Consider the following 20034-nt stretch of genomic DNA (forward strand, 5'->3'; position numbering starts at 1 on the left):
ATTAGAAATCGTTATTTGCAAGCTTTCTCACAGAAAAAATCAATTGAAAATAACGGCTCCATTTGAAAAAAAATTAAATATTTCCTTATGAAAAAAGTTTTGACGGTTGTTTTGGGATTAGCCTTTGCAGGATTAAACGCTCAGCAAAAATGGTCTTTGCGTGAATGTGTAGACTACGCAGTAAAGCATAATCTTCAGGTGATTCAGAATGAATATTCAAAACAGATTCAGGATTCTAATCTTAAAATTGCCCAGAAAAATTATCTTCCTTCTGTAAATGCAAGCATAGGGAATAATGTAAGTTTTGGGCAGGCTTCTTTGGGAACGACAAGTATCCGAAACGATCAATTCAGTAATTCGGCAAACATTGGAGCTGATATTTTGATTTATAATAATGGAAGGCTTGAAAAAACAATCAGGAAATCACAGTTTGATGTAGAGGCAAGTCAATACGATATTGAAACGATTAAAAACGATATTTCGCTTCAGATTGCTCAGCAATATTTAACGACTTTACTGAACAAGGAAATCGTAAAGATTTCTCAGAGCGCAACAGAAAATGCAAAAAAACAATTTGATAGGGCAAAAATAACTACAGAAGTAGGCACAACGGCTCAAACAATTGTTGCAGAAGCAGAAGCAGCTTGGGCAAGAGAAAAACAAAATTTAAAGACAGCTGAGATTAATGTCGGAAGAAGTCTGTTTGCTTTGGCGCAATTACTTCAGTTAAAAGAATACAAAGATTTTGATGTGGAAGATGTGGAAGTTGATGATAAATTGACTCCTCAATTGTTTTCTGTAGATGATGTTTTGAATTTAGCTTATGGAAATCAACCACAAATAAAAGCGGCAGAAAGCAGAATAAAATCTGCAGAGACTCAAACAGAAATTTCTCAAACGGCATTTTGGCCTACGCTTACTGCGAGTGTAGGGGTTGGGACTTTTTATAGAAATTTATTGAATACAAATTACACAGGAGGCACTCAAGAGCCTGGATTTTTTCAGCAGTATAAAGATAACTTTGGGCAGCAAGGAGGGGTAACTTTAAATGTTCCTATCTTTAATAAAGGGATTACCAAACTTCAGGTAGAGCAATCAAAAATCAACGAAAATATCGCTAAAACAACATTAGAGCAGCAAAAACAGACGGTAAGACAAAGTGTACAGCAAGCTCAGTTTGATGCAGATGCCAATTACGAAATATATCTTTCTGCTGTAGAAGCTGCAAAAAGCACAAAATTGGCAATGGAATTTGCAGATAAAAGTTATACGGCAGGCCGTACGACAATTTATGATTTAAACATTGCCCGAAACAATTATGCGAACTCTCAAGGTTCGGTTGAACAGGCGAAATTTAATTATCTTTTCAGTCTTAAATTATTGAATTTCTATTCAGGGATTCCGCTAACTTTGTAAGATGTCTATTCAGTCTTTAGAAAAATATTTGCCTCAAAATACACTTTTGTATTTAAGAAAGTGGTTTTCAGATTATTCTATTCACATAAAAGTTACTAAAAACCGAAATTCAAAACTTGGAGATTATCGTAAATTGAGAGACAATTCGCATGAAATTACTATCAATTCTACATTAGCTCCGCAGCTTTTCTTTTTCGTATTAACCCATGAATTGGCGCATCTTATTGCTTTCGAAAAATTCGGAAGAAGAATTGCTCCACACGGTAACGAATGGAAACATACTTTCAGGGAAATGCTTTTGGAAAGTGTAGATGTTTACGAAGAAGATTTAAAACCAATTATTATTAAATTTTCGCAATCTCCAAAAGCCAATTTTATGGCAAGTCCAGATTTGGTAAAATATTTTCATATTGAAAATCAAGATGATGATGAGGTTTATATAGAAAAGCTTTATAAAGGCGAAAATTTCATCTACCGAAGCGAAAAGTATTTGTTGGAAGGTCTTATTAAAAAAAACTATCTTTGTGTGAATCTGGTTACAGGACGAAAGTATTCTTTCAAACCTTTGGCTAGAGTGAAAAAATGCAGTTAAATATGTTAAAATCAGATAAATACTGTGTGATTATGGCAGGAGGAATCGGTAGTAGATTCTGGCCTCTGAGCACACAAAAATTCCCCAAACAATTTCAGGATATTTTAGGAACCGGTCGCACCATGATTCAGCAGACGTATGACAGAATCAGCAAAGCTATTCCTAACGAAAATATATTTGTAATCACCAACAAAGAGTATGTAGCGCTTTCTCATCAGCAGTTACCAGAAATTCCTGAAGAGAATGTCGTGGGGGAGCCTCTGATGAAAAACACCGCTGCCTGTAATCTTTATATGGCAAATAAAATTGCCGAAATTAATCCCGATGCTACGATGATTGTGCTTCCTGCAGATCATTTAATCTTAAAAGAAGATGTCTTTTTAGAGAAAGTAGAATTGGCATTTAATATTGCGTCAACCCATGATTATTTGTTGACTTTAGGAATTACGCCGACAAGACCAGATACGGGCTACGGATATATTCAGTTTGTAGAGAAAAAAGATTCAGACTATTATAAAGTTAAAACATTCACCGAAAAACCAATTCTTGAAATTGCTAAAAGTTTCCTTGAAAGCGGAGATTTCCTTTGGAATGCCGGAATTTTCATATGGAATGTAAAGTCTATTCACAAAGCCTTTGAAACGTTTCTTCCGGATATGACGCAGCAGTTTACGGCTTGTGAATACAATGCTGAAGCGGAACTAAGTTGTATAGAACTTATTTATCCTAAAATCCAGAAAATATCAATCGATAACGGGATTTTAGAAAAAGCTAAAAATGTACATGTAATTCCTGCTGATTTAGGTTGGAGTGACCTTGGAACCTGGACCTCGGTTTTCGAAAACAGCGATAGAGACCAAAACGAAAATGCAGTCAATATCAAAACGGCGCTTACCTACAATTCTACAGGGAATATTATTCATGTGAAAAATAATAAAGCAGTTGTAATAGACGGTTTGAAAGATTTTATCGTTGTAGATACAGATAAGGTATTGTTAATTTGCCCGAGAGAACACGATCAGCAGATTAAAGAATACGTTTTAGATTTAAAAAGCCTTAAAAAAGGAGAGAAATTTATGTAAATATTGGCATAGTTTCTGTCCGCATTTCAAACTATGAAAAAAATTAAAACTCTTACTTTTCTTCTTTTCTTTCTAGGAATCTCTGTTTTTTCTCAGGAAAAGAAAAAGTTCTCAAATATTGATGCCGTTTTGGGCAAAATTGTTCCCAATAGCAAAGTTGATTTTTGGGTATTGGTTAATAACAGTTATGGTAAAAATAAAGAAGTAAAAGTTTCAGGAACCAAACAAGATTATCTTCCTCAATTTGTGGGATTTAATTTCAGACCGGGACAAGAAAGTTTTTATTATATTGTTTCTTCCGTAGGAGGGAAGATAAGCTATTTAACTGATTTAAAAGAATTAAAAGAGTTTATCGGAAAGGTTGATAATGTCGAAGAAGCTGCGTTGTCTGCTGTTTTAGAGGGTTATTTTATCGATGAGCAATTCGTAGATATTGCGGCCAATTACTACGATGATAAAACCAATTATTACCTTAATCTTGGAAAAATCACCTCAAAAGAATGTCCTTATCAGAAAATACATTTTACATTAACGGTCAATAAATCAACAGGCATAGTTTCAAATATTAAAGATAACGGAACTTACATCGAAGTTTATACTAAAAACTGTACAAATAACCCGCGTCTTTTAAAAATAGAAAAGAAAGAAGAACCTAAAAATGAACCCCAAAAGCAACCTTCCAAAAAAAGAAAATAACTTCTACGAAACAGAAAGGCTTTTGATTCGACCTGTTGCTGTAGATGACACTGATATTATTTTTCAGCTTTATAATATGCCTAATTTTATAAAGTTTATTGGAAATAAGAACATCAATTCTCTCTCTGATGCCGAGAATTATATTAAATCTAAGTTTTTACCGCAAATTGAAAAACGAGGATTCGGAAATTATATTCTTGTTTTAAAAGAAGGAAATCAGAAAATCGGAAGTGTGGGAATCTTCGAAAGAGAAGGTTTGGGTGTTGTAGATATTGGGTTTTCTGTCCTTGAAAAATTTGAAGGCAAAGGTTTGATGTTTGAAGCCGCTCAAAAAGTAAAATCTATCGGAATGGAAGAATTTGGTTTAAATAAAATTTCTGCCATTACTTCAAAAGACAATTTTTCTTCTCAAAAATTAATCGAAAGGTTAGGTTTGAAATTCCAAAAATATGTAACGCTTCCTAATGAAGATGAGGAGCTGATGTATTACGAAACGGAATAATTAAACACTAAAAACACAAATGTTTTCACGAATCAGCATAAGATATTTGTGAAATTAGTGAAAACATTCGTGTTTAAGACTTATCCCTCCAAAATCTGTGCTGCTGCCGTTTTAGAAGTCACTTTTTCAATAACTCTGGTGCAAATTCCTTTTTCATCGAAAATAAATGTGGTTCTCACAATTCCCATATAAGTTTTACCAAAAGTTTTTTTCTCCTTCCAAACTCCGAATTTTTCAATGACATCACGGTTTTCATCAGCAATTAAATCATAAGGAAAAGCAAATTTGCTGTGAAAGTTTTTTTGCTTTTTCACGGTATCTCCGCTGATTCCTAAAAGCTGAAATCCTGCTTTTTCCAATTGTGAATAGTTATCACTTAAATTACAAGCTTCCACAGTACAAGTGGGCGTACTCGCTTGCGGATAAAAGAAAATTACTAATTTTTTTCCAAGTAACTTTTCAGAAGTAATTGTTTCTCCATCCTGATTTATTCCTTCAAATTGTGGTAATTGGTCTCCAACTTTCAGCATAATGATTTATTTTTGTTCAAATTTAATGGTTAAATGACAAAAAAGCAAAGAGCCGCACTCGTTCAGGAAGAATTAGAAAAATTATATCCTGTTGTTCCTATTTTTTTAGATCATACAGATGTTTATACTCTAATGGTTGCTGTTGCACTTTCTGCGCAAACGACCGACAAAAAGGTAAATGAGGTAACTCCGGAACTGTTCGCTGTAGCAGGAACGCCACAAAGAATGGCAAAATTGGAGGATTTTGAAATTAAAGAACTCATCAAAGAAATCGGACTTTCAAATACAAAAGCTAAGAATCTGAAAAAAATGGCAGAGCAACTTTTGGAAAAACATAACGGGATTGTCCCTCAAACGTATGAAGAACTTGAAGAATTGGCAGGAGTGGGGCACAAAACAGCTTCTGTAGTGATGAGCCAGGGCTTTGGATTTCCTGCTTTTCCGGTCGATACACACATTCATAGACTAATGACGCAATGGAAACTTACTTCTGGAAAAAATGTTGTAGAAACCGAGAAAGATGCCAAAAAATTATGGAAAGAAGAGTTCTGGAATAAACTTCACCTTCAAATTATCTTTTATGGAAGAGAATATTCTCCGGCAAGAGGAAAAGGCGAGAAAGATTTTATTACTAAAATGTTGTTCGAAGAAAAAGATAAATAATATAACAGCTGCAAAAATTCCCCTCCAATGGAGGGGTGGCGAAAATTCGACAGAATTTTTGACGGGGTGGTTTAAAGAATAAGAAATTTTAAAATCATTCCACATCCAACAATCTCCTATGATAGTTAATCTGTCCCAAATGATAACCCAAATGTCCAAACAAATGAACCAGAAAATAGTCTGTCGTCATGGGATAGCCTAAAGCCTCAATCTGATATTCTTTTTTCAAATCTTCCTCTGATAATTGATCAAGCGAAGAATGTACAGTCTCAATCGTTTTTTCAATTTTATCAATCAATTCTGTTCGCGGAATATTTTTTAATGAAAATTCAAGCTCCCTGTTTCTTACATAACCTGAATTTCCCAATATTGATCCGATGAAATGATTGATATTTCCAACCAGATGAAGCGATAAATTTCCTGCAGAATTGAGAATGTTTTTATCAATTTTCCAGATAGTTTCTTCGTTTTGATACGCTTCTATTTCTTTTTTTAATTGGTTTAAATCTCTTGTGAACAATGATTTTATACTTTCTGTCATAATTTTAGTATTATTAAATTCCCCTTCCTTGAAGGGGTGGATTTTTGTGAAACAAAAAGACGGGGTAGTTAACTAATAAATCAAAATTAAGAAAAATCAATATTCTGAGTAATTTTATTTTATTAAAGCTTTAAAATATCCTCTGAAATCTTTTGTGAAATTTTCTACTTTTGTATTATAATCTATAAAACCATAAACAGTGTCGTTTTTCTGAAAACTATTGTTATCAAGCACTAATTTTTGATAAACAGGTTTCGTCTTCATAAATTTTATTTCGCCGTGTAAGGTTTTAGGGTCAATATCTTTAATGAAAAAATGATCATCAAATACTTTGATTAAAACACCATTTCCATAAAGGCCATTATTGTTATTGAGTAAAATCTCCAATGTATCATTTTTTGAAACAGCGTTGCATTTATATTTATCGGTTTGAAATAAAGCTGTTGTCTGAATAATATAAGCCGTTCTTGTTTTACTTTCTATTTTTTCCTTTTTATAAAGCTTTAATTCTGGATATTTTGAAAGCAGTTTTATTGTGTCATTTTGTGGAAGACCTTCGTCAACGACAAATTTTCCAAAATTCTGTTGAATTTTCTTCTCTTTTTTACAGTTTACAATTGATAAGCAGAAAATTAAAATGAATATAAAAAATAAAGTTGGTTTCATGATTTTGTTTAAACAAAACTAAAACAAAAAAGTCACGAAAAATTAATTCGTGACTTCTATATTTTAATGAGAAAATCTTTCTCTTCATTTTTTTTACTAAACTTATTTCTGCTTCGTCGCCCAAAGCTCCATTTTTCTGTTTAAAACATCCAAAGGAAGACAACCCTGACTCAAAACTTCATCGTGGAATTTTGCCAGATTAAATTTACCACCCAATTCTTTCTGATATTTTTCTCTCAGTTCTCTGATTCTTAAAGATCCGATTTTATAACCCAAAGCTTGTCCAGGCATTGCCATGTATCGTTCAACTTCTGCAGTTGCTCCTGCTTCATCGTAAGCAATATTGTTTAAGAAATAAGTAATTGCATCTTCTCTTGTCATTTTTCCGGTGTGGATTCCGGTGTCGACCACCAAACGAACTGCACGAAGCATTTGATCGCTCAAATAACCCATTTTTTGATAAGGATCGGTGTACAATCCGAATTCAGGACCTAAAGTTTCGCAATAATGCGCCCAACCTTCACCATACGCTCCAAACCAGCCAAATCTCATGAATTTTGGAAGCTTTGTATTTTCCTGTTGCAGAGAAACCTGATAATGATGTCCCGGAATGGCTTCGTGTAAAAACAGAGATTCCATTCCTGAGGTAACGTTGAATTTTGAAGGGTCGGGAAGTGGCATGTAGAAAATTCCCGGTCTTTTTCCGTCGGGAGTGCCTTGGATGTATTCTGCACTTGCACTTGCTTCTCTGAATTTTTCAGTTTGTCTGATTTCAAACTTAGTTTTTGGCGTTACGCTAAACATGGTTTTTAGCTTCGGCGTTATTTTAGCTAAAATCCCATTGAAACCATCCAAAACTTCTTTTGAGGTTTTGTAAGGCATTGCTTTAGGGTCTGTTTTTACAGAATTGATAAACTCTTCAAGTGTTCCCTTGAAACCAACTTGCTGCTTTACTTTTTCCATTTCTCCACGAAGCATAGCAACCTGCTGTAGACCAATTTTATTGATTTCTTCAGGTGTTTTATTAGTGGTTGTCCAGCTTTTAGCGTAATATTTGTAGATATTATCTCCTTTAGGTAAGCTATTGTATCCGTCTGTTTCTCTTGCTTTTGGCAAATATTCTTTCTCTAAAAACTCACCCATTTTTGTATACGCAGGAATGATGTTTTTTGTAATAGCATCCTTGTAGAGGTTGGTCAGTTTTTCCTTTTGTTCTTTGCTGAAGCTTTTTGGAAAGTTTTTTACAGGACCGTAGAAAATATTCTTTTCAAAATCTGGTGTAATGATTTCTTCAGCTCTCATTTGAGGAATCATTTTTACAACCAATTTTCTTGGGAGAACCATTTTGTTATTCATTCCTTCACGGAAATTATCGGTAGCAGCATTCATCCACACAGGAAATTTCTCCATTCTTTTTAACCAGTCTTCATAATCTTTTTCAGTATTGAAAGGCTGACTTCCTTGTCCGCTTCCATACAATGGAAAATTTAGCGGTAAACCTGTAAACTGGCTGAAAGGAATATATTCCGGATGGTAAGCATACGCTTCAATTTTATCTTTTAAAGTATAATCTAAAACATCATAAATTACTTTGTCTTCATCCGAAAGACTTTTATAATCTACATTTTCAAGTTGTTTCTGAATAGAATTATAAAAAGCAACTTCACCCAAAATAAAATCTTTGTCAATATTGATAGGAAGTTGATCGTTGTACCTCAAGTCTCCTTGTGAAGTAGCTTCTAAAGGATAGAGCTTTAAATATTGTTCATAATAATTAGATGCAATAGAATCTATATTGGTTGGCGTAACTTTCGTTAATGGTGAATCTGATTTTTTGCAAGATGAAATGCTCACCGCCAAGCCGAGGCCGATTATGGTTTTAAATAAAATATTTTTCATAGATAATCTTTATCTTTTATTTGTAAGATGAAATGCAATTGTTGTTACAAAATTTTGTTTCAGCATTTTATCACGGGAATAAATAACAAAAATAGCCAATATTGTAATCAAATTCGTTTTAAAGGTAGATTTTAATAAAAATAATTTTCAAAACATTTTTCAGATTCGTACAATTTTTTATCTTTGCCTAAAGCATTTAACAATCATAGTATTACAGTTCTTTTTTAGGAAATAATGAAAGGGATTTTAAAAATTTACCATCCAGACGAGACATTAAAATATAATATAAAAAGCACTTATTGCAAGGCTGTTTATAGTAACCAAAAACACTTTCTGGAAGTGGAAGTCATTACAGATGACGGCTTAGATCATGTAGACGACGATTCTCTGCAGTATAATTTTCCTCAACTTTCGCTGGAAGTAATTGAATTTCCGATAGATTCTTCGGAAATTGAAGGAAAAACATTCGAGATCAACGACTCTGATGATGAGGTTTATACCGAAGTTAATTTGTTTGATGATGAAGATGCCTTCATTTACGACAACGAGCTTTGTTTTGAGAAAAACGAAGAAGATGAGCTTCAGGTAATCTGGAAAGGAACCATTGATGATTTTTACACAGGTTCTGATACGCCAATTTCTTTCAGACTGAAATGCGAATTCAAACAAGATGAGATAGAGGTAGACGAAGACTAAGCGCTGCCAAAATATAGACTGCAAATTTCTTTTCAAATACTTTTTTGGAAAGAAATTTGCTTTTTAAGACATTATTAGATTTGGAATGTGTTTTTTTAAGCTTATTTTAAGATAAGTATTAATAATATTCTGTTATTTTTGTCGTTTAAAAACCATTATAAAATAATCAATTAATGCTGCTAACGGAACTTACTCAGATTTTATTTGCACAGGTCGCTGTACCTACTGTACCTGTAGAAAAGCTTGAATTTTCTTTTTGGAATATCCTTTTTCATGGTGGTATCTTCGCTAAAATAGTGATGGTGACAGTTTTGTTATTAGGAGTTTTCTCTGTTTATCTATTTTTTGAAAGATTTTTCTTTATTAAAAGAATGACTTCAAAAACAGATTCTAATTTTATGAATAACATCGAAGATTTCATTCGAGATGGGAAAATAGAGGCTGCGGCAGATTATTGTAAAACACAGAATTCACCCGAATCCAGAATTTTAGAAAAAGGAATTTCAAGATTGGGAAGACCCGTTTCTGATATTGTAAGCGCGATGGAATCTCAAGCTCAAATTGAGGTGGCAAACATGGAGAAAAACCTGAACCTTTTGGCAGTTGTACCAAGTATTGCACCAATGTTGGGACTTTTGGGAACGGTAATCGGGATGATTATTGCGTTCTTTGATTTGTCTCACGCTGAAGGCGCTTTCTCTCCAAAAACTTTGTCTGAAGGTATTTATACCGCTCTTGGACAAACGGCAGTTGGTTTAGCAGTGGCAATCCCGGCAAACTTTTTTTATAATATTTTGCTGACAAGAATTGATAAATTCGTTTTGAGAACTCAAAATGTTTCTGGAGAATTTTTAGACATTATCAATAAACCTTTATAAATTCTAACAGATGAAAATTCAGAGAAGAAATAAAGCGCATCCGGAATTCAGTTTAGCAGCGATGACAGACGTTATCTTGCTGATGTTGATTTTCTTTATGATTACCTCTTCAGCGGCTAATCAGAGTGCGATTGATGTAAAACTTCCGCAAACAGGAAGCGTAGATAACAATATTCCGAATCCGATGACGGTAAGTGTAAAACCAGACGGATCGTATTTTGTAAATGATCAACCGGTAAGCAGAGAATTGGTGGAACAAACCATCGTGAGTGATCTTCAGAGCAAATCTGCAAAATCATTTACCATCAGAGCTGATGAGAGCACAATGCATAAAGATGTTGTTTTTTTAATGGAAATTGCAGAAAAGCATAAATTTAATATTGCGATTGCAACGGTAAAAGAATAAGCATTCTGCATTCCTACGAATACTTAAATAAGAAAATTAGTGCATTCGTGGCAAATAAAAATTATAATTTGAGACCAATAAATCAATGAGAGGTTATACGATAAATAGAGCCGAAGAAAATAAAGATAAGATAAAAAGTGCAGTGCTTTCTATCCTTATTTGGTCTGCTATTTTGTTATTCGTTTTCATCTATAAAATGAAACCTACCGAGCGTGCAAAAGAACCCGAAGTAATTACTACAATGCTTGTAAACTTTGGAGATAACCGAAACGGAGCCGGAATTGACGAACCAGCGAATCAGGAAGGAAGTTTAGCTGCAAAAGCTATTGAAACAGCTCCTGAACCAGTTGAAAATGTGGTTTCTGAGCCTAAAACGGTTATTGTTCCAGATCCCAAACCGGAATCAAAAAAAACTGAGGTCAAAGAAAAAATAATTACCGGAACAAACACCAAAGTTACCGCTCCGAAAAAAGAAGATTCAAAAACCAATAAAAAATCAACGGCAAGTTCGACGACGAAAAGCACAAAAAGTTCTGCAACAACAGCCAATTCTAAAACAGGAAATGGAGATGGAAAAGGAACTGCTGCTATCGGAAATCTAATTAAAGGCCGGGGAACAAAAGCCGGCAGTCAGGGAACAGGAACGGGAATAGGTAATAATGGCGATCCTTTAGGTGGAGACGGAAATGGCGACAGCAAAGTAGGAATAGACCGTCGATTGATAGGCTATATTCCCGGAACGATGGGAAGAGGAGGTGCTCAGCCAAGCCACAATTGCTCAGCAAGCGGATCGATTACCATTGCTTATACTGTAGATAAAGCTGGAAATATTTCTTCTGCAAGACGATCAGGCGGAGTTTCAGATCCTTGTGTGGTTTCCACGTCTGTTGCATGGGTTAAGAAATATGTTAAAGCTGAAAAAGCCAGCGTATCATCCACCGGAACGTATAGTATCACATTCTAAAAATACAAAAGCACTTTATTCAAGTGCTTTTTTTATTTGTTATATATAATTGCTCAATCTTTGTTTGCGATTGCTCGGAGATTATTTTTTTGCGATTTCGTTGATCCTGTTGATAATCGGAAGTGCAAAAATTCCACTGGTTTGAAGATAAAGCTCGTAGAATGTTTTTGCTTTGTCTAAAAAGTCATTATTGTTTAGAACTTTTCCGTTGTAATAGAAAAGATTTCCGAGCATTTCGTAATAATCTTTGCGGTCTCTTTCCTGTCTTTCTGTTACGATTTCAATTATTTCTTCTTTGGATTTTGATGAAAGTTCTTTAAAATCAAATTTAAAAATATCTTTCATTAAAGAATCAAAATCTAATTCTTTCTGCATTAAACTTTCTTCGGGTTTGTCTAAAATCAGTTTTTCTAATGCTTGAGATAACTGACGGATGAGTCTTAACGTGAATTCTTTATCTGTAATCATAAAATAGTTGCTTGTTGATAGTTTTTGGTTTTTTGTTTATGTACGCCAGTTTAACTGGACATATTTTATAAAATTATTTATTTTTCCTCCTAAAAGTTGATATTGTTCTATCTTATTTTGAAAATCCGCATTTAATTCAGGATAAAGTATTGCCAGCTTTGATAAATGACTTACTGTTTCATCACAATTCCCTTGTGAATAAACTAAAAAACGAATGAATTCTCCTTTATAATTTTTTCTTCCATATCCTTCTGCAATATTTGTTACCACAGAGTCAGAAGATCTTCTTAATTGACTTCCTAATTCATACAATTCACGTTTCGGTAATTTAAAAGTAAGTGGATGTGTTTCAATAAATAATTTAAAAGAAATATTATAAATATCAAGATTTGTGTAGCTCATAATTTTGTATTTAAAACTATTATCTAGCAACCATCAACTATCAACTAGTTAGGCGAAAAACAAATACGCCAATCCAATTGCTGTAATTACGCCCACCAAATCAGCCAAAAGCATGGCAACTACAGTGTATCTCGTGTTCTTTACAGCTACTGCTCCAAAATAAACTGCAATCACATAAAACGTCGTGTCTGAGCTTCCCTGAAGAACTGCTGCCAACTTCCCTTGAAAACTATCTGCTCCAAAAGTCGCCATCGTATCAACCATCATTCCTCTCGCTCCTGAACCGGATAAAGGTTTGATTAAAGCCGTCGGAAGACCGTCTACAAATCTGGCGTCTAAATTCGCAACATTGGCAACCCATTTCATCCCATCAATGATGACGTCAAAGACTCCTGAAGTTCTTAAAAGTGAAATCGCAATCAGCATTCCTACTAAATAAGGGATAATCTTTACACAAGTCCAAAAACCTTCTTTTGCGCCTTCAATAAAAGCATCGAAAACATTAATTTTTTTATAAACTGCACCAAGAACAATCGCAATAAAAATGAATAAGATTAAGCCATTACTTAAAACTTTACTGAAATCATCCAGTTCGTTCTTACTCAATTGAACTAAATAGACAACCAAAAGCGCAATTAATGCGGAAATTCCCCCAACATAAGCAAGAACAATAGGTTTTAATAGATTAATTTTTTGATAAGCTGAAACAATGATCATTGCTGCTAAAGTCGCTGCAAATGTCGCAATCATACACGGAAGAAAAATATCAGTCGGTGTTTTTGATCCCATCGAAGCCCTGATCGCAATAATAGAAACCGGAATTAATGTCATTCCTCCTGCGTGAAGGCAGAGAAACATGATTTGTGAATTACTTGCGGTATCTTTATTCGGGTTTAAAGTCTGTAAACTTTCCATCGCTTTTAGGCCAAATGGAGTTGCAGCATTATCTAAACCTAAAAGATTCGCGCTAAAATTCATCAGCATATGACCGAAAGCGGGGTGGTTTTTAGGAATTTCAGGAAATAATTTTGAGAAAAACGGTTGAATTAATCGGCTTAAAAGATTGATTCCGCCAGCTTTTTCAGCAATACTCATGAATCCCATGAAGAGGGTCATGATTCCTATCAATCCAATACATATTTTAACGGCGGTTTCCGAAGTTCCAATGACACCGTCTGCTTCCTGAATTCGATAAACCTGAACATTCTGTTTTAAAGAATCTGTTTTATAATGAATTCTGCTGTTTGCAAAATCAGGTTTTTTCATCAGGCTGTCTCTTACGATAGGAGAAAGTGTAGTGATATTTTGGGTAGCAATCTGTACGGTATCGCCGCCTTTTCCTACAACCATATCATTGAAAATGGTTTTGTAGTGGCTTGACGAAATGTATTTTATACTTGCAATAGTAATGGCAATGATGATGAAAGCCGACCAAATTCTGCTGAGAACCATTTAGATTAAATTAATTGTTTAAACTTAGTTAAAAATACTTTAAATTGCAAAAGTCTAAAAAATCAAGATTGGATTAAAATAAAGTTTGTCATTTCGCAGGAATCTAAACAGAGTTTCAATAGCATTACTGAGATTCCTACGGAATGACAAATTCTGATAATAAGGAAAAAAAAGAGAATTATTTTTCATCCAGATACACCAATTCTCCTTCAAAATTATCATCCAGGCTTTTCAAAATCTTGGCATTGGCGGTTTTCTTTTGTAATTCTTTAATAAAAAAGCTTTTCTCAAAAAACTGACGGTGAATTCCGGGAAGAAGTTCCATGAAATAATCCATTCCTATTTTGTTATTGTGAAGATCCATTTTGGTTTCCAAAGGCTCGTTTGGAAATAATTCTTCGTGCAGATCTGTAATTTTTTTGCAGAAGTCTAATGCTTTTTCGGGAGAAGACACTTTGCTGCAATACATCATAATCAGGCAACACCAAAGTGAATGTCTGAAAGCGTTTCCTTCACCGTTTTTGGATGCCGTTTTAGGATAAAGTTTCTGTGCGATAGAAAAGGCTTTTATGGTGGCATAAAAACTTAAAATCGAAAAAAGAGGGTGTGGTAAAACAGCAGATAAGAGTTTAAATATTTTCTTTAAACTCATTGATGTAATGGTAGTTAAAACGACTTTAAATGTCCTCATAATTTGGCTGTTGGCAGTTAGCTTATTGCTTTTGGCTTTGAGATCAAGCAGTATAGCTTTTAAAAATAAATTATTGCCATTATTTAAATAAAAATCTCTCCCAAATTGAGAGAGATGATATGTTTTTTTAGTTTAAATCTTAAGCTTTTACGGCTAATAAATTTACTGTTTTAGAAACGACTTCTTTAATTTCAGTTCTTTTTACAATGAAATCTACGAAACCTTTTTCCTGCAAAAATTCTGAAGTCTGAAAGCCTTCTGGTAAATCTCTACCGATGGTTTCACGGATAACTCTTGGTCCTGCAAATCCGATTAATGCTCTTGGTTCTGCCATAATGATATCTGCAGTCATTGCAAAAGATGCTGTAATTCCACCGAAAGTTGGGTCACAAAGATAAGCGATGTACAAAAGTCCTGCTTCTGAAAGCTGAGCCAACTTAGATTGTACTTTAGCCAACTGCATCAAAGAATACGTTGCTTCCTGCATTCTCGCTCCACCAGACTGGCAAATAATCATGTAAGGAAGTCTTTTTTCAATACAGTAATCAATTGCTCGTCTGATTTTTTCACCCATCACAGAACCCAAAGATCCTCCAATGAAAGCAAAATCCATACAAGAAACTACCATTTCAGTTCCGTTTACGGTTCCTACTGCGTTTCTTATGGAATCAGTCAGTTTTGTCTTTGCTTTTACTTCTTTTAGACGGTCGGTGTATGACTTGGTATCTTTAAAGCTAAGCATGTCTATACTTTCCACATTAGCATCTAGCTCAGTGAATTTTCCTTCGTCAAAAAGGATGTCAAAAAACTCTGCACTTCCTATTCTTACATGAAAATCGTCTTCAGGAGAAACATAATTGTTTTTCTTGAGTTCATCGTGTTCTACCACTTTTCCTGATGGAGTCTGATGCCAAAGACCTTTTGGTACATCTTTTTTATCATCTGTAGAAGTAGTAATATTTTGTGCTTTTCTTTTAAACCAGTCGAATGCCATAACTATATAATTGATGTATGATAAATGATAAAAGATGAGGAAAGCGTTTTAAAATCACTTATCGCTCATCTTTTATCAATTATAATTTATTTAAGCGTATTTACGTTATTTAAATCTTCAAAAGCTCTAACCAATCTTTTAGAGAACGTTTCTTCTCCTTTTCTGATCCATCCTCTTGGATCATAGTATTTTTTGTTAGGCTTTTCTTCTCCTTCAGGATTTCCGATTTGAGTTCTCAAATATTCTACATTTTCTACCATATAATCTCTGATTCCTTCTGTGTAAGCAAACTGAAGATCGGTATCAATATTCATCTTAATTACCCCGTAATCAATAGCTTCTCTGATTTCTTCTAAAGAAGAACCTGAACCACCGTGGAATACAAAATTAATTGGCTTCTCAACAGTTCCGAATTTCTCCTGAACAAATTTCTGAGAGTTATCTAAGATTTTTGGAGTAAGAACTACGTTTCCTGGCTTGTAAACTCCGTGTACATTTCCGAATGCTGCTGCAATGGTAAAGTTATCAGAGATTGCTTTCAGTTTTTCGTAAGTGTAAGCGATGTCTTCTGGCTGAGTGTATAATAAAGAGTTGTCTACACTAGAATTGTCTACACCATCTTCTTCACCTCCTGTAACCCCGATCTCAACTTCTAAAGTCATCTGCATTTTTGCCATTCTTTCGAAATATTCAGCAGAAATCTCAAGGTTTTCTTCTAAAGATTCTTCAGAAAGATCAAGCATGTGAGAAGAGTAAAGAGACTTTCCTGTTTGCTTGAAGAATTCTTCGTTAGCATCCATCAAACCATCAATCCAAGGCAACAATTTTTTTGCGGCGTGATCTGTATGTAAAATTACTGTTGCTCCATAAGCTTCAGCAAGGGTATGAATATGTCTAGCTCCTGCGATACCACCTAAAATAGCTGATTTCTGAGCGTCATTGCTTAATCCTTTTCCAGCGTTGAAAGATGCCCCACCGTTAGAAAACTGAATGATTACAGGTGAGTTTAATTTTGCTGCAGTTTCCATTACTGCGTTTACGTTGCTAGATCCAACTACGTTTACTGCAGGTAATGCAAACTTGTTTTCTTTAGCATATTGAAAAATATCTGTAACTAACTGACCTGTGGCAACTCCTGCCGGGAAAATTCTACTCATGTTTACTTTATTATAATATTAGGATATTTTTTGAAAATTCTTGTAAAGGTAATCAATTTTAAGAAATTACTAATTTCTTTTATCGCGTCCCCAAAGTAGCTTCTGACGGATGGTTTCATAGAAGCTTAAATTGTTGGGCTGCACCAATAATAACTGGAAACTTGCCTTTTTAATTATGATTTCTTTATCGGTTTCGATATGAATTAATCTTGAATCTAATGAAAGAGAATATTGCGGAACTCTGCTTTCCACTTTAAATTTAATTTCCACTTTATCATTAACAACTAATGGTCTTACGTTTAAATTATGTGGCGCAATCGGAGTAATGACAAAATTTTCGTTATTCGGAGAAATAATTGGTCCGCCACAACTTAATGAATAAGCTGTAGAACCTGTCGGTGTAGAAACAATAACACCATCGCCCCAAAATACATTTAAAAACTCATTATTGATATAAGAATCTACCGTTACCATTGAAGTGGTTTCTTTTCTTGAAACGGTTACGTCATTTAAAGCATACGGGAAAAACTCGTCAGATTTGGGTGAAACAACTTCAATCACAGATCTTCGGCTGGTTTTTACATCACCTTTTAAAATAGAATCCAGTTCTTTGAAGGCTTCTTCTTTGGTGAAGCTAGCTAAAAATCCGAGTCTTCCGGTATTGACACCAACGACAGGAATTTCAAGATCCTCAATGAAAGTCAAAGAGTTTACAATCGTTCCATCGCCTCCGAAAGTGAAGAAAAGATCAACTTCTTTATCGATAAGATCCTGTTTGTTGCCAAAAGTTTCAAAAATTTTAGAAAACTGAAGCGCTTCAGCCATTTCGTCAAACAAAACAGATTTTACACCTCTGCTTTCCAGTTCAGAAATAAATTTGCTTAAATATAAAAAAGTATCAAGATCTTTTTTCTGAGAATATATGGCTGCCTTCATATTATATTTCGATAAATTTTTGTAAAAAACCTAAACGGTCTTTGAAAAGATCTGTTTTCTCATCAGAATAATATTTTTCTACAATTCTGTAATCGTAACGGTCAAAAGTGGCATCAATTGAAGCTAAATTTTCGTTACTGATTTTTATGGTGACGTGAATCACTTCATCAGACATGAAACTGATAAATCCGCCGTAAAATTTAGAGTTGTTGCTCTCGACGATATTTGCAATTTCTGTCATCGAATATTTTCTTGCCGGAGTTTCTATCGTAAGAATAGCACCGGTTTCCGAAAACAGAGGGTATTTTGAAAAGGTCTGAAAAACATCATCACAACAAATGTATCCGAGATATTTTTCGTTTTTGTTGATCACAGGAATCACGTTGGCATTGAATGTATAAAACAATCGAATGCTATCCATGATATTATTGTCTTCTAAAATCGCAAACCGCTCAATCTGATGTTCCAGATTTTTCAAATGTCCTTCATCTTCATAAAGAAAGTCTTTAGCGATGGCTCCGTAAAAGTGGTGTGATTTTTTGATGAAAATATGTGTATATCCAAATGCTTCTAAAGTTTCTCTAGCTGATTCGATAGAGTCAGTCAGATGAAAACACGGAAAATCTTTTGAGATATAGTCCTTGATAAACATTGTGCTAATTTATAAAATTTTAAACGAAACCTTTCTCTAAAAGTTAAGTTATTTTTCAAAAAAGTAAAAAAACGGATTCAAAAATTTGTTCGTAAAGAAAAATAAAGTATCTTTGTCGCCTTTCATTTTTACTTTTTATTAGATTTATTTCAAACTGCACTGTCTTTTAGACAGACGCAGTTTTTTTATTTTAGGGCTTTTGCAAACTCCCACATCACGATTCCACCGCATACACTTACATTTAAAGAATGCTTTGTACCGAGTTGTGGAATTTCAATGAAAGAATCAATATTCTGCAAAGCTTCATCACTGATTCCTTCTACTTCGTTACCTAAAATTACCGCATACTTTTTAGTATTGTCGATTTTAAAATCAGTGATCATCGTACTATTAGTTGTCTGTTCGATTCCTACCACTTCAAAGCCTTGGCTTTTTAAATCGTTTATGGTTACATTAATATCATTTTCATAACTCCAGTCTACACTTTCTGTTGCACCTAAAGCCGCTTTGTGAATTTCACGGTGTGGCGGTTGTGGTGTAATTCCACACAGAATAATTTTCTGAATCAAAAATGCATCTGCTGTTCTAAAAGTTGCACCCACATTGTGCATGCTTCTTATATTATCTAAAACGACCACCAACGGAATTTTCTCAACCTTCTTAAAAGTTTCTACATCAATTCTGTTGAGTTCTTCCAGTTTTAATTTATTTACCAAAATAATTTTATTTCTTATTACAATTTACGAATTCTTGTCTATCAATGGATTTAATTCGCCTTTTCTTTTTTTTATTTTTTTGCACCCATGATCTGATGCACATTCCTTTCGATATTTTGTGCGATGGCTTCCATGGGAATATCATTCTCATCATTGTTGAAAGGATCTTCAATTTCTTCAGCAATCAATTCCAGACTCATCAAAACGTAATATACGAAAACAGTCAGCGGAATCATGAATAATCCGAGATTAATGACATAAGCAATTGGTAAAGCCAAAACATATAAAATGATGAATTTTTTTATAAATGAAGAATAGGAATAAGGAATGGGGGTATTTTTAATTCTTTCACAACCTCCGCAGACATCAAGAAAACCTGAGACTTGCGTATCTAAATAAAGCATTTCTACATCAGAAATTTTTCCTTCTTTTTTTAATTGATGCAATTTGTGGGTCAAAAGGATCACCAAATCGGTGGGTCCATGATTTTTCAAAGATTTTTCGATTTCAGAATAATCTTCATCCAAAGCTAATCTTGTAGATTCCTGAGAAAGATGTTTAGCCAGAAAATGGGGATAGTATTTTAGGTAACGTGCAATTTGATTTGCAGAATCTCTGTCGTCTGAAAGAATCATATTGATTTTTACAGCGAAATTTCTTGTGTCATTTACCAGTTTTCCCCAAAGTTTTCTTCCTTCCCACCATCGGTCATAGGCTGTATTGGTTCTGAAAACCAGCAATAATGATAAAACGAATCCTAATAATGAATGAATCAATCCGACATTGCTTACCTTAGATTTTGAGGTTAAATGCAGATATTCAACTTCTAAATACTGAATTCCGTAAGAATAAACAGCCATCAAAATCATTGTTGGAAAAAGGATTTTCAGGGTGTCGCTTTTGTGTAAGCTGACCAGTATTTTCAGGAAATGTTTGGTATTGTAAACTCTCATGGGTTGCGTGTCTTTTGCAAAGATAAATTTTTATAAATTTCAAAAAAACACTATTTTTATTTCGCATTAAATTTACAAAGCC

24 protein-coding genes are annotated in these 20034 nt (G+C 34.1%); 10 read left to right on the plus strand and 14 right to left on the minus strand.

Annotated elements, in window-relative coordinates; all coding sequences use genetic code 11:
* Positions 1-87 precede the first annotated feature (87 nt).
* The 5 genes from B5X64_RS00920 to B5X64_RS00940 are packed head-to-tail and all read left to right on the plus strand — an operon-like array spanning position 88 to position 4288.
* The gene (locus B5X64_RS00920) at positions 88-1416 is read left to right on the plus strand and encodes a TolC family protein (protein WP_079463465.1); all 1329 of its coding nucleotides are present in this window, start codon (positions 88-90) and stop codon (positions 1414-1416) included.
* A gap of 1 nt (position 1417) precedes the next feature.
* Entirely contained in the window at positions 1418-2008 is a 591-nt protein-coding gene (locus tag B5X64_RS00925) for a SprT-like domain-containing protein (RefSeq protein ID WP_079463466.1), read from the plus strand.
* Between the two features lie 2 nt (positions 2009-2010).
* The gene (locus tag B5X64_RS00930; RefSeq protein ID WP_228418678.1) at positions 2011-3090 is read left to right on the plus strand and encodes a mannose-1-phosphate guanylyltransferase; all 1080 of its coding nucleotides are present in this window, start codon (positions 2011-2013) and stop codon (positions 3088-3090) included.
* A gap of 33 nt (positions 3091-3123) precedes the next feature.
* On the plus strand, positions 3124-3786 hold the full coding sequence (locus B5X64_RS00935; RefSeq protein WP_079463468.1) for a hypothetical protein: 663 nt from the start codon (positions 3124-3126) through the stop codon (positions 3784-3786).
* Positions 3749-4288, plus strand: a complete 540-nt coding sequence (locus tag B5X64_RS00940; protein WP_079463469.1) for a GNAT family N-acetyltransferase — start codon at positions 3749-3751, stop codon at positions 4286-4288. The genes B5X64_RS00935 and B5X64_RS00940 overlap by 38 nt, the downstream gene beginning before the upstream one ends.
* An 80-nt stretch (positions 4289-4368) precedes the next feature.
* Here the strand turns inward: B5X64_RS00940 and bcp are convergent, their stop codons facing one another.
* Positions 4369-4818, minus strand: a complete 450-nt coding sequence (gene bcp, locus B5X64_RS00945; RefSeq protein ID WP_079463470.1) for a thioredoxin-dependent thiol peroxidase — start codon at positions 4816-4818, stop codon at positions 4369-4371.
* Positions 4819-4851: 33 nt separating this feature from the next.
* On the opposite strand from bcp, the gene B5X64_RS00950 reads away from it, so the two are divergent.
* Positions 4852-5481 carry an endonuclease III domain-containing protein gene (locus tag B5X64_RS00950; RefSeq protein WP_079463471.1) on the plus strand — a complete coding sequence of 210 codons (630 nt, stop codon included), beginning with the start codon at positions 4852-4854 and terminating at the stop codon, positions 5479-5481.
* A 94-nt stretch (positions 5482-5575) separates the two neighbouring features.
* Here the strand turns inward: B5X64_RS00950 and B5X64_RS00955 are convergent, their stop codons facing one another.
* The 3 genes from B5X64_RS00955 to B5X64_RS00965 all read right to left on the minus strand — a co-directional run bounded on the left by B5X64_RS00955 (position 5576) and on the right by B5X64_RS00965 (position 8587).
* On the minus strand, positions 5576-6022 hold the full coding sequence (locus tag B5X64_RS00955; RefSeq protein ID WP_228418681.1) for a DinB family protein: 447 nt from the start codon (positions 6020-6022) through the stop codon (positions 5576-5578).
* Between the two features lie 114 nt (positions 6023-6136).
* The gene (locus tag B5X64_RS00960; protein WP_079463473.1) at positions 6137-6688 is read right to left on the minus strand and encodes a hypothetical protein; all 552 of its coding nucleotides are present in this window, start codon (positions 6686-6688) and stop codon (positions 6137-6139) included.
* Positions 6689-6790: 102 nt separating this feature from the next.
* A complete protein-coding gene (locus B5X64_RS00965) occupies positions 6791-8587 on the minus strand; it encodes a DUF885 domain-containing protein (RefSeq protein WP_079463474.1) in 1797 nt (598 codons plus the stop codon).
* 234 nt (positions 8588-8821) lie between these two features.
* Between B5X64_RS00965 and B5X64_RS00970 the strand changes: the two genes are divergently transcribed.
* The 4 genes from B5X64_RS00970 (at position 8822) to B5X64_RS00985 (ending at position 11531) form a co-directional block, all read left to right on the plus strand.
* Positions 8822-9283, plus strand: coding sequence for a hypothetical protein (locus B5X64_RS00970; protein WP_079463475.1), 462 nt, complete (start codon positions 8822-8824; stop codon positions 9281-9283).
* A gap of 173 nt (positions 9284-9456) precedes the next feature.
* Positions 9457-10161: a MotA/TolQ/ExbB proton channel family protein gene (locus B5X64_RS00975; RefSeq protein ID WP_079463476.1), complete on the plus strand. Its 705-nt coding sequence runs from the start codon at positions 9457-9459 to the stop codon at positions 10159-10161.
* A gap of 10 nt (positions 10162-10171) precedes the next feature.
* Positions 10172-10567, plus strand: a complete 396-nt coding sequence (locus B5X64_RS00980; protein ID WP_079463477.1) for an ExbD/TolR family protein — start codon at positions 10172-10174, stop codon at positions 10565-10567.
* Positions 10568-10652: 85 nt separating this feature from the next.
* Complete coding sequence (locus tag B5X64_RS00985) at positions 10653-11531, plus strand: ferric siderophore ABC transporter substrate-binding protein (RefSeq protein ID WP_079463478.1); 879 nt, start codon at positions 10653-10655, stop codon at positions 11529-11531.
* Between the two features lie 81 nt (positions 11532-11612).
* Here the strand turns inward: B5X64_RS00985 and B5X64_RS00990 are convergent, their stop codons facing one another.
* The 10 genes from B5X64_RS00990 to B5X64_RS01030 all read right to left on the minus strand — a co-directional run bounded on the left by B5X64_RS00990 (position 11613) and on the right by B5X64_RS01030 (position 19952).
* Positions 11613-11999 carry a hypothetical protein gene (locus B5X64_RS00990; protein ID WP_079463479.1) on the minus strand — a complete coding sequence of 129 codons (387 nt, stop codon included), beginning with the start codon at positions 11997-11999 and terminating at the stop codon, positions 11613-11615.
* Positions 12000-12035: 36 nt separating this feature from the next.
* Entirely contained in the window at positions 12036-12401 is a 366-nt protein-coding gene (locus tag B5X64_RS22940) for a four helix bundle protein (RefSeq protein WP_123921019.1), read from the minus strand.
* Between the two features lie 48 nt (positions 12402-12449).
* Entirely contained in the window at positions 12450-13853 is a 1404-nt protein-coding gene (locus tag B5X64_RS00995) for a nucleoside recognition domain-containing protein (protein ID WP_079463480.1), read from the minus strand.
* A 178-nt stretch (positions 13854-14031) separates the two neighbouring features.
* The gene (locus B5X64_RS01000) at positions 14032-14544 is read right to left on the minus strand and encodes a DUF6973 domain-containing protein (RefSeq protein ID WP_066677143.1); all 513 of its coding nucleotides are present in this window, start codon (positions 14542-14544) and stop codon (positions 14032-14034) included.
* A gap of 139 nt (positions 14545-14683) precedes the next feature.
* Positions 14684-15538 (minus strand): acetyl-CoA carboxylase, carboxyltransferase subunit beta, encoded by an 855-nt coding sequence (gene accD / locus B5X64_RS01005; protein WP_066677141.1) that lies wholly within the window; start codon positions 15536-15538, stop codon positions 14684-14686.
* Between the two features lie 86 nt (positions 15539-15624).
* Positions 15625-16695 carry a class II fructose-bisphosphate aldolase gene (fbaA, locus tag B5X64_RS01010; protein ID WP_079463481.1) on the minus strand — a complete coding sequence of 357 codons (1071 nt, stop codon included), beginning with the start codon at positions 16693-16695 and terminating at the stop codon, positions 15625-15627.
* A 69-nt stretch (positions 16696-16764) separates the two neighbouring features.
* Positions 16765-17631, minus strand: coding sequence for an NAD kinase (locus B5X64_RS01015; RefSeq protein ID WP_079463482.1), 867 nt, complete (start codon positions 17629-17631; stop codon positions 16765-16767).
* 1 nt (position 17632) lies between these two features.
* On the minus strand, positions 17633-18283 hold the full coding sequence (locus B5X64_RS01020) for a CBS domain-containing protein (RefSeq protein WP_079463483.1): 651 nt from the start codon (positions 18281-18283) through the stop codon (positions 17633-17635).
* A gap of 185 nt (positions 18284-18468) precedes the next feature.
* Complete coding sequence (locus B5X64_RS01025) at positions 18469-18999, minus strand: RNA methyltransferase (protein WP_079463484.1); 531 nt, start codon at positions 18997-18999, stop codon at positions 18469-18471.
* Positions 19000-19070: 71 nt separating this feature from the next.
* A complete protein-coding gene (locus tag B5X64_RS01030) occupies positions 19071-19952 on the minus strand; it encodes a bestrophin family protein (RefSeq protein ID WP_079463485.1) in 882 nt (293 codons plus the stop codon).
* Positions 19953-20034 lie beyond the last annotated feature (82 nt).

The sequence above is a fragment of the Chryseobacterium balustinum genome, assembly GCF_900168205.1.
Classification (GTDB): Bacteria; Bacteroidota; Bacteroidia; order Flavobacteriales; family Weeksellaceae; genus Chryseobacterium; species Chryseobacterium balustinum.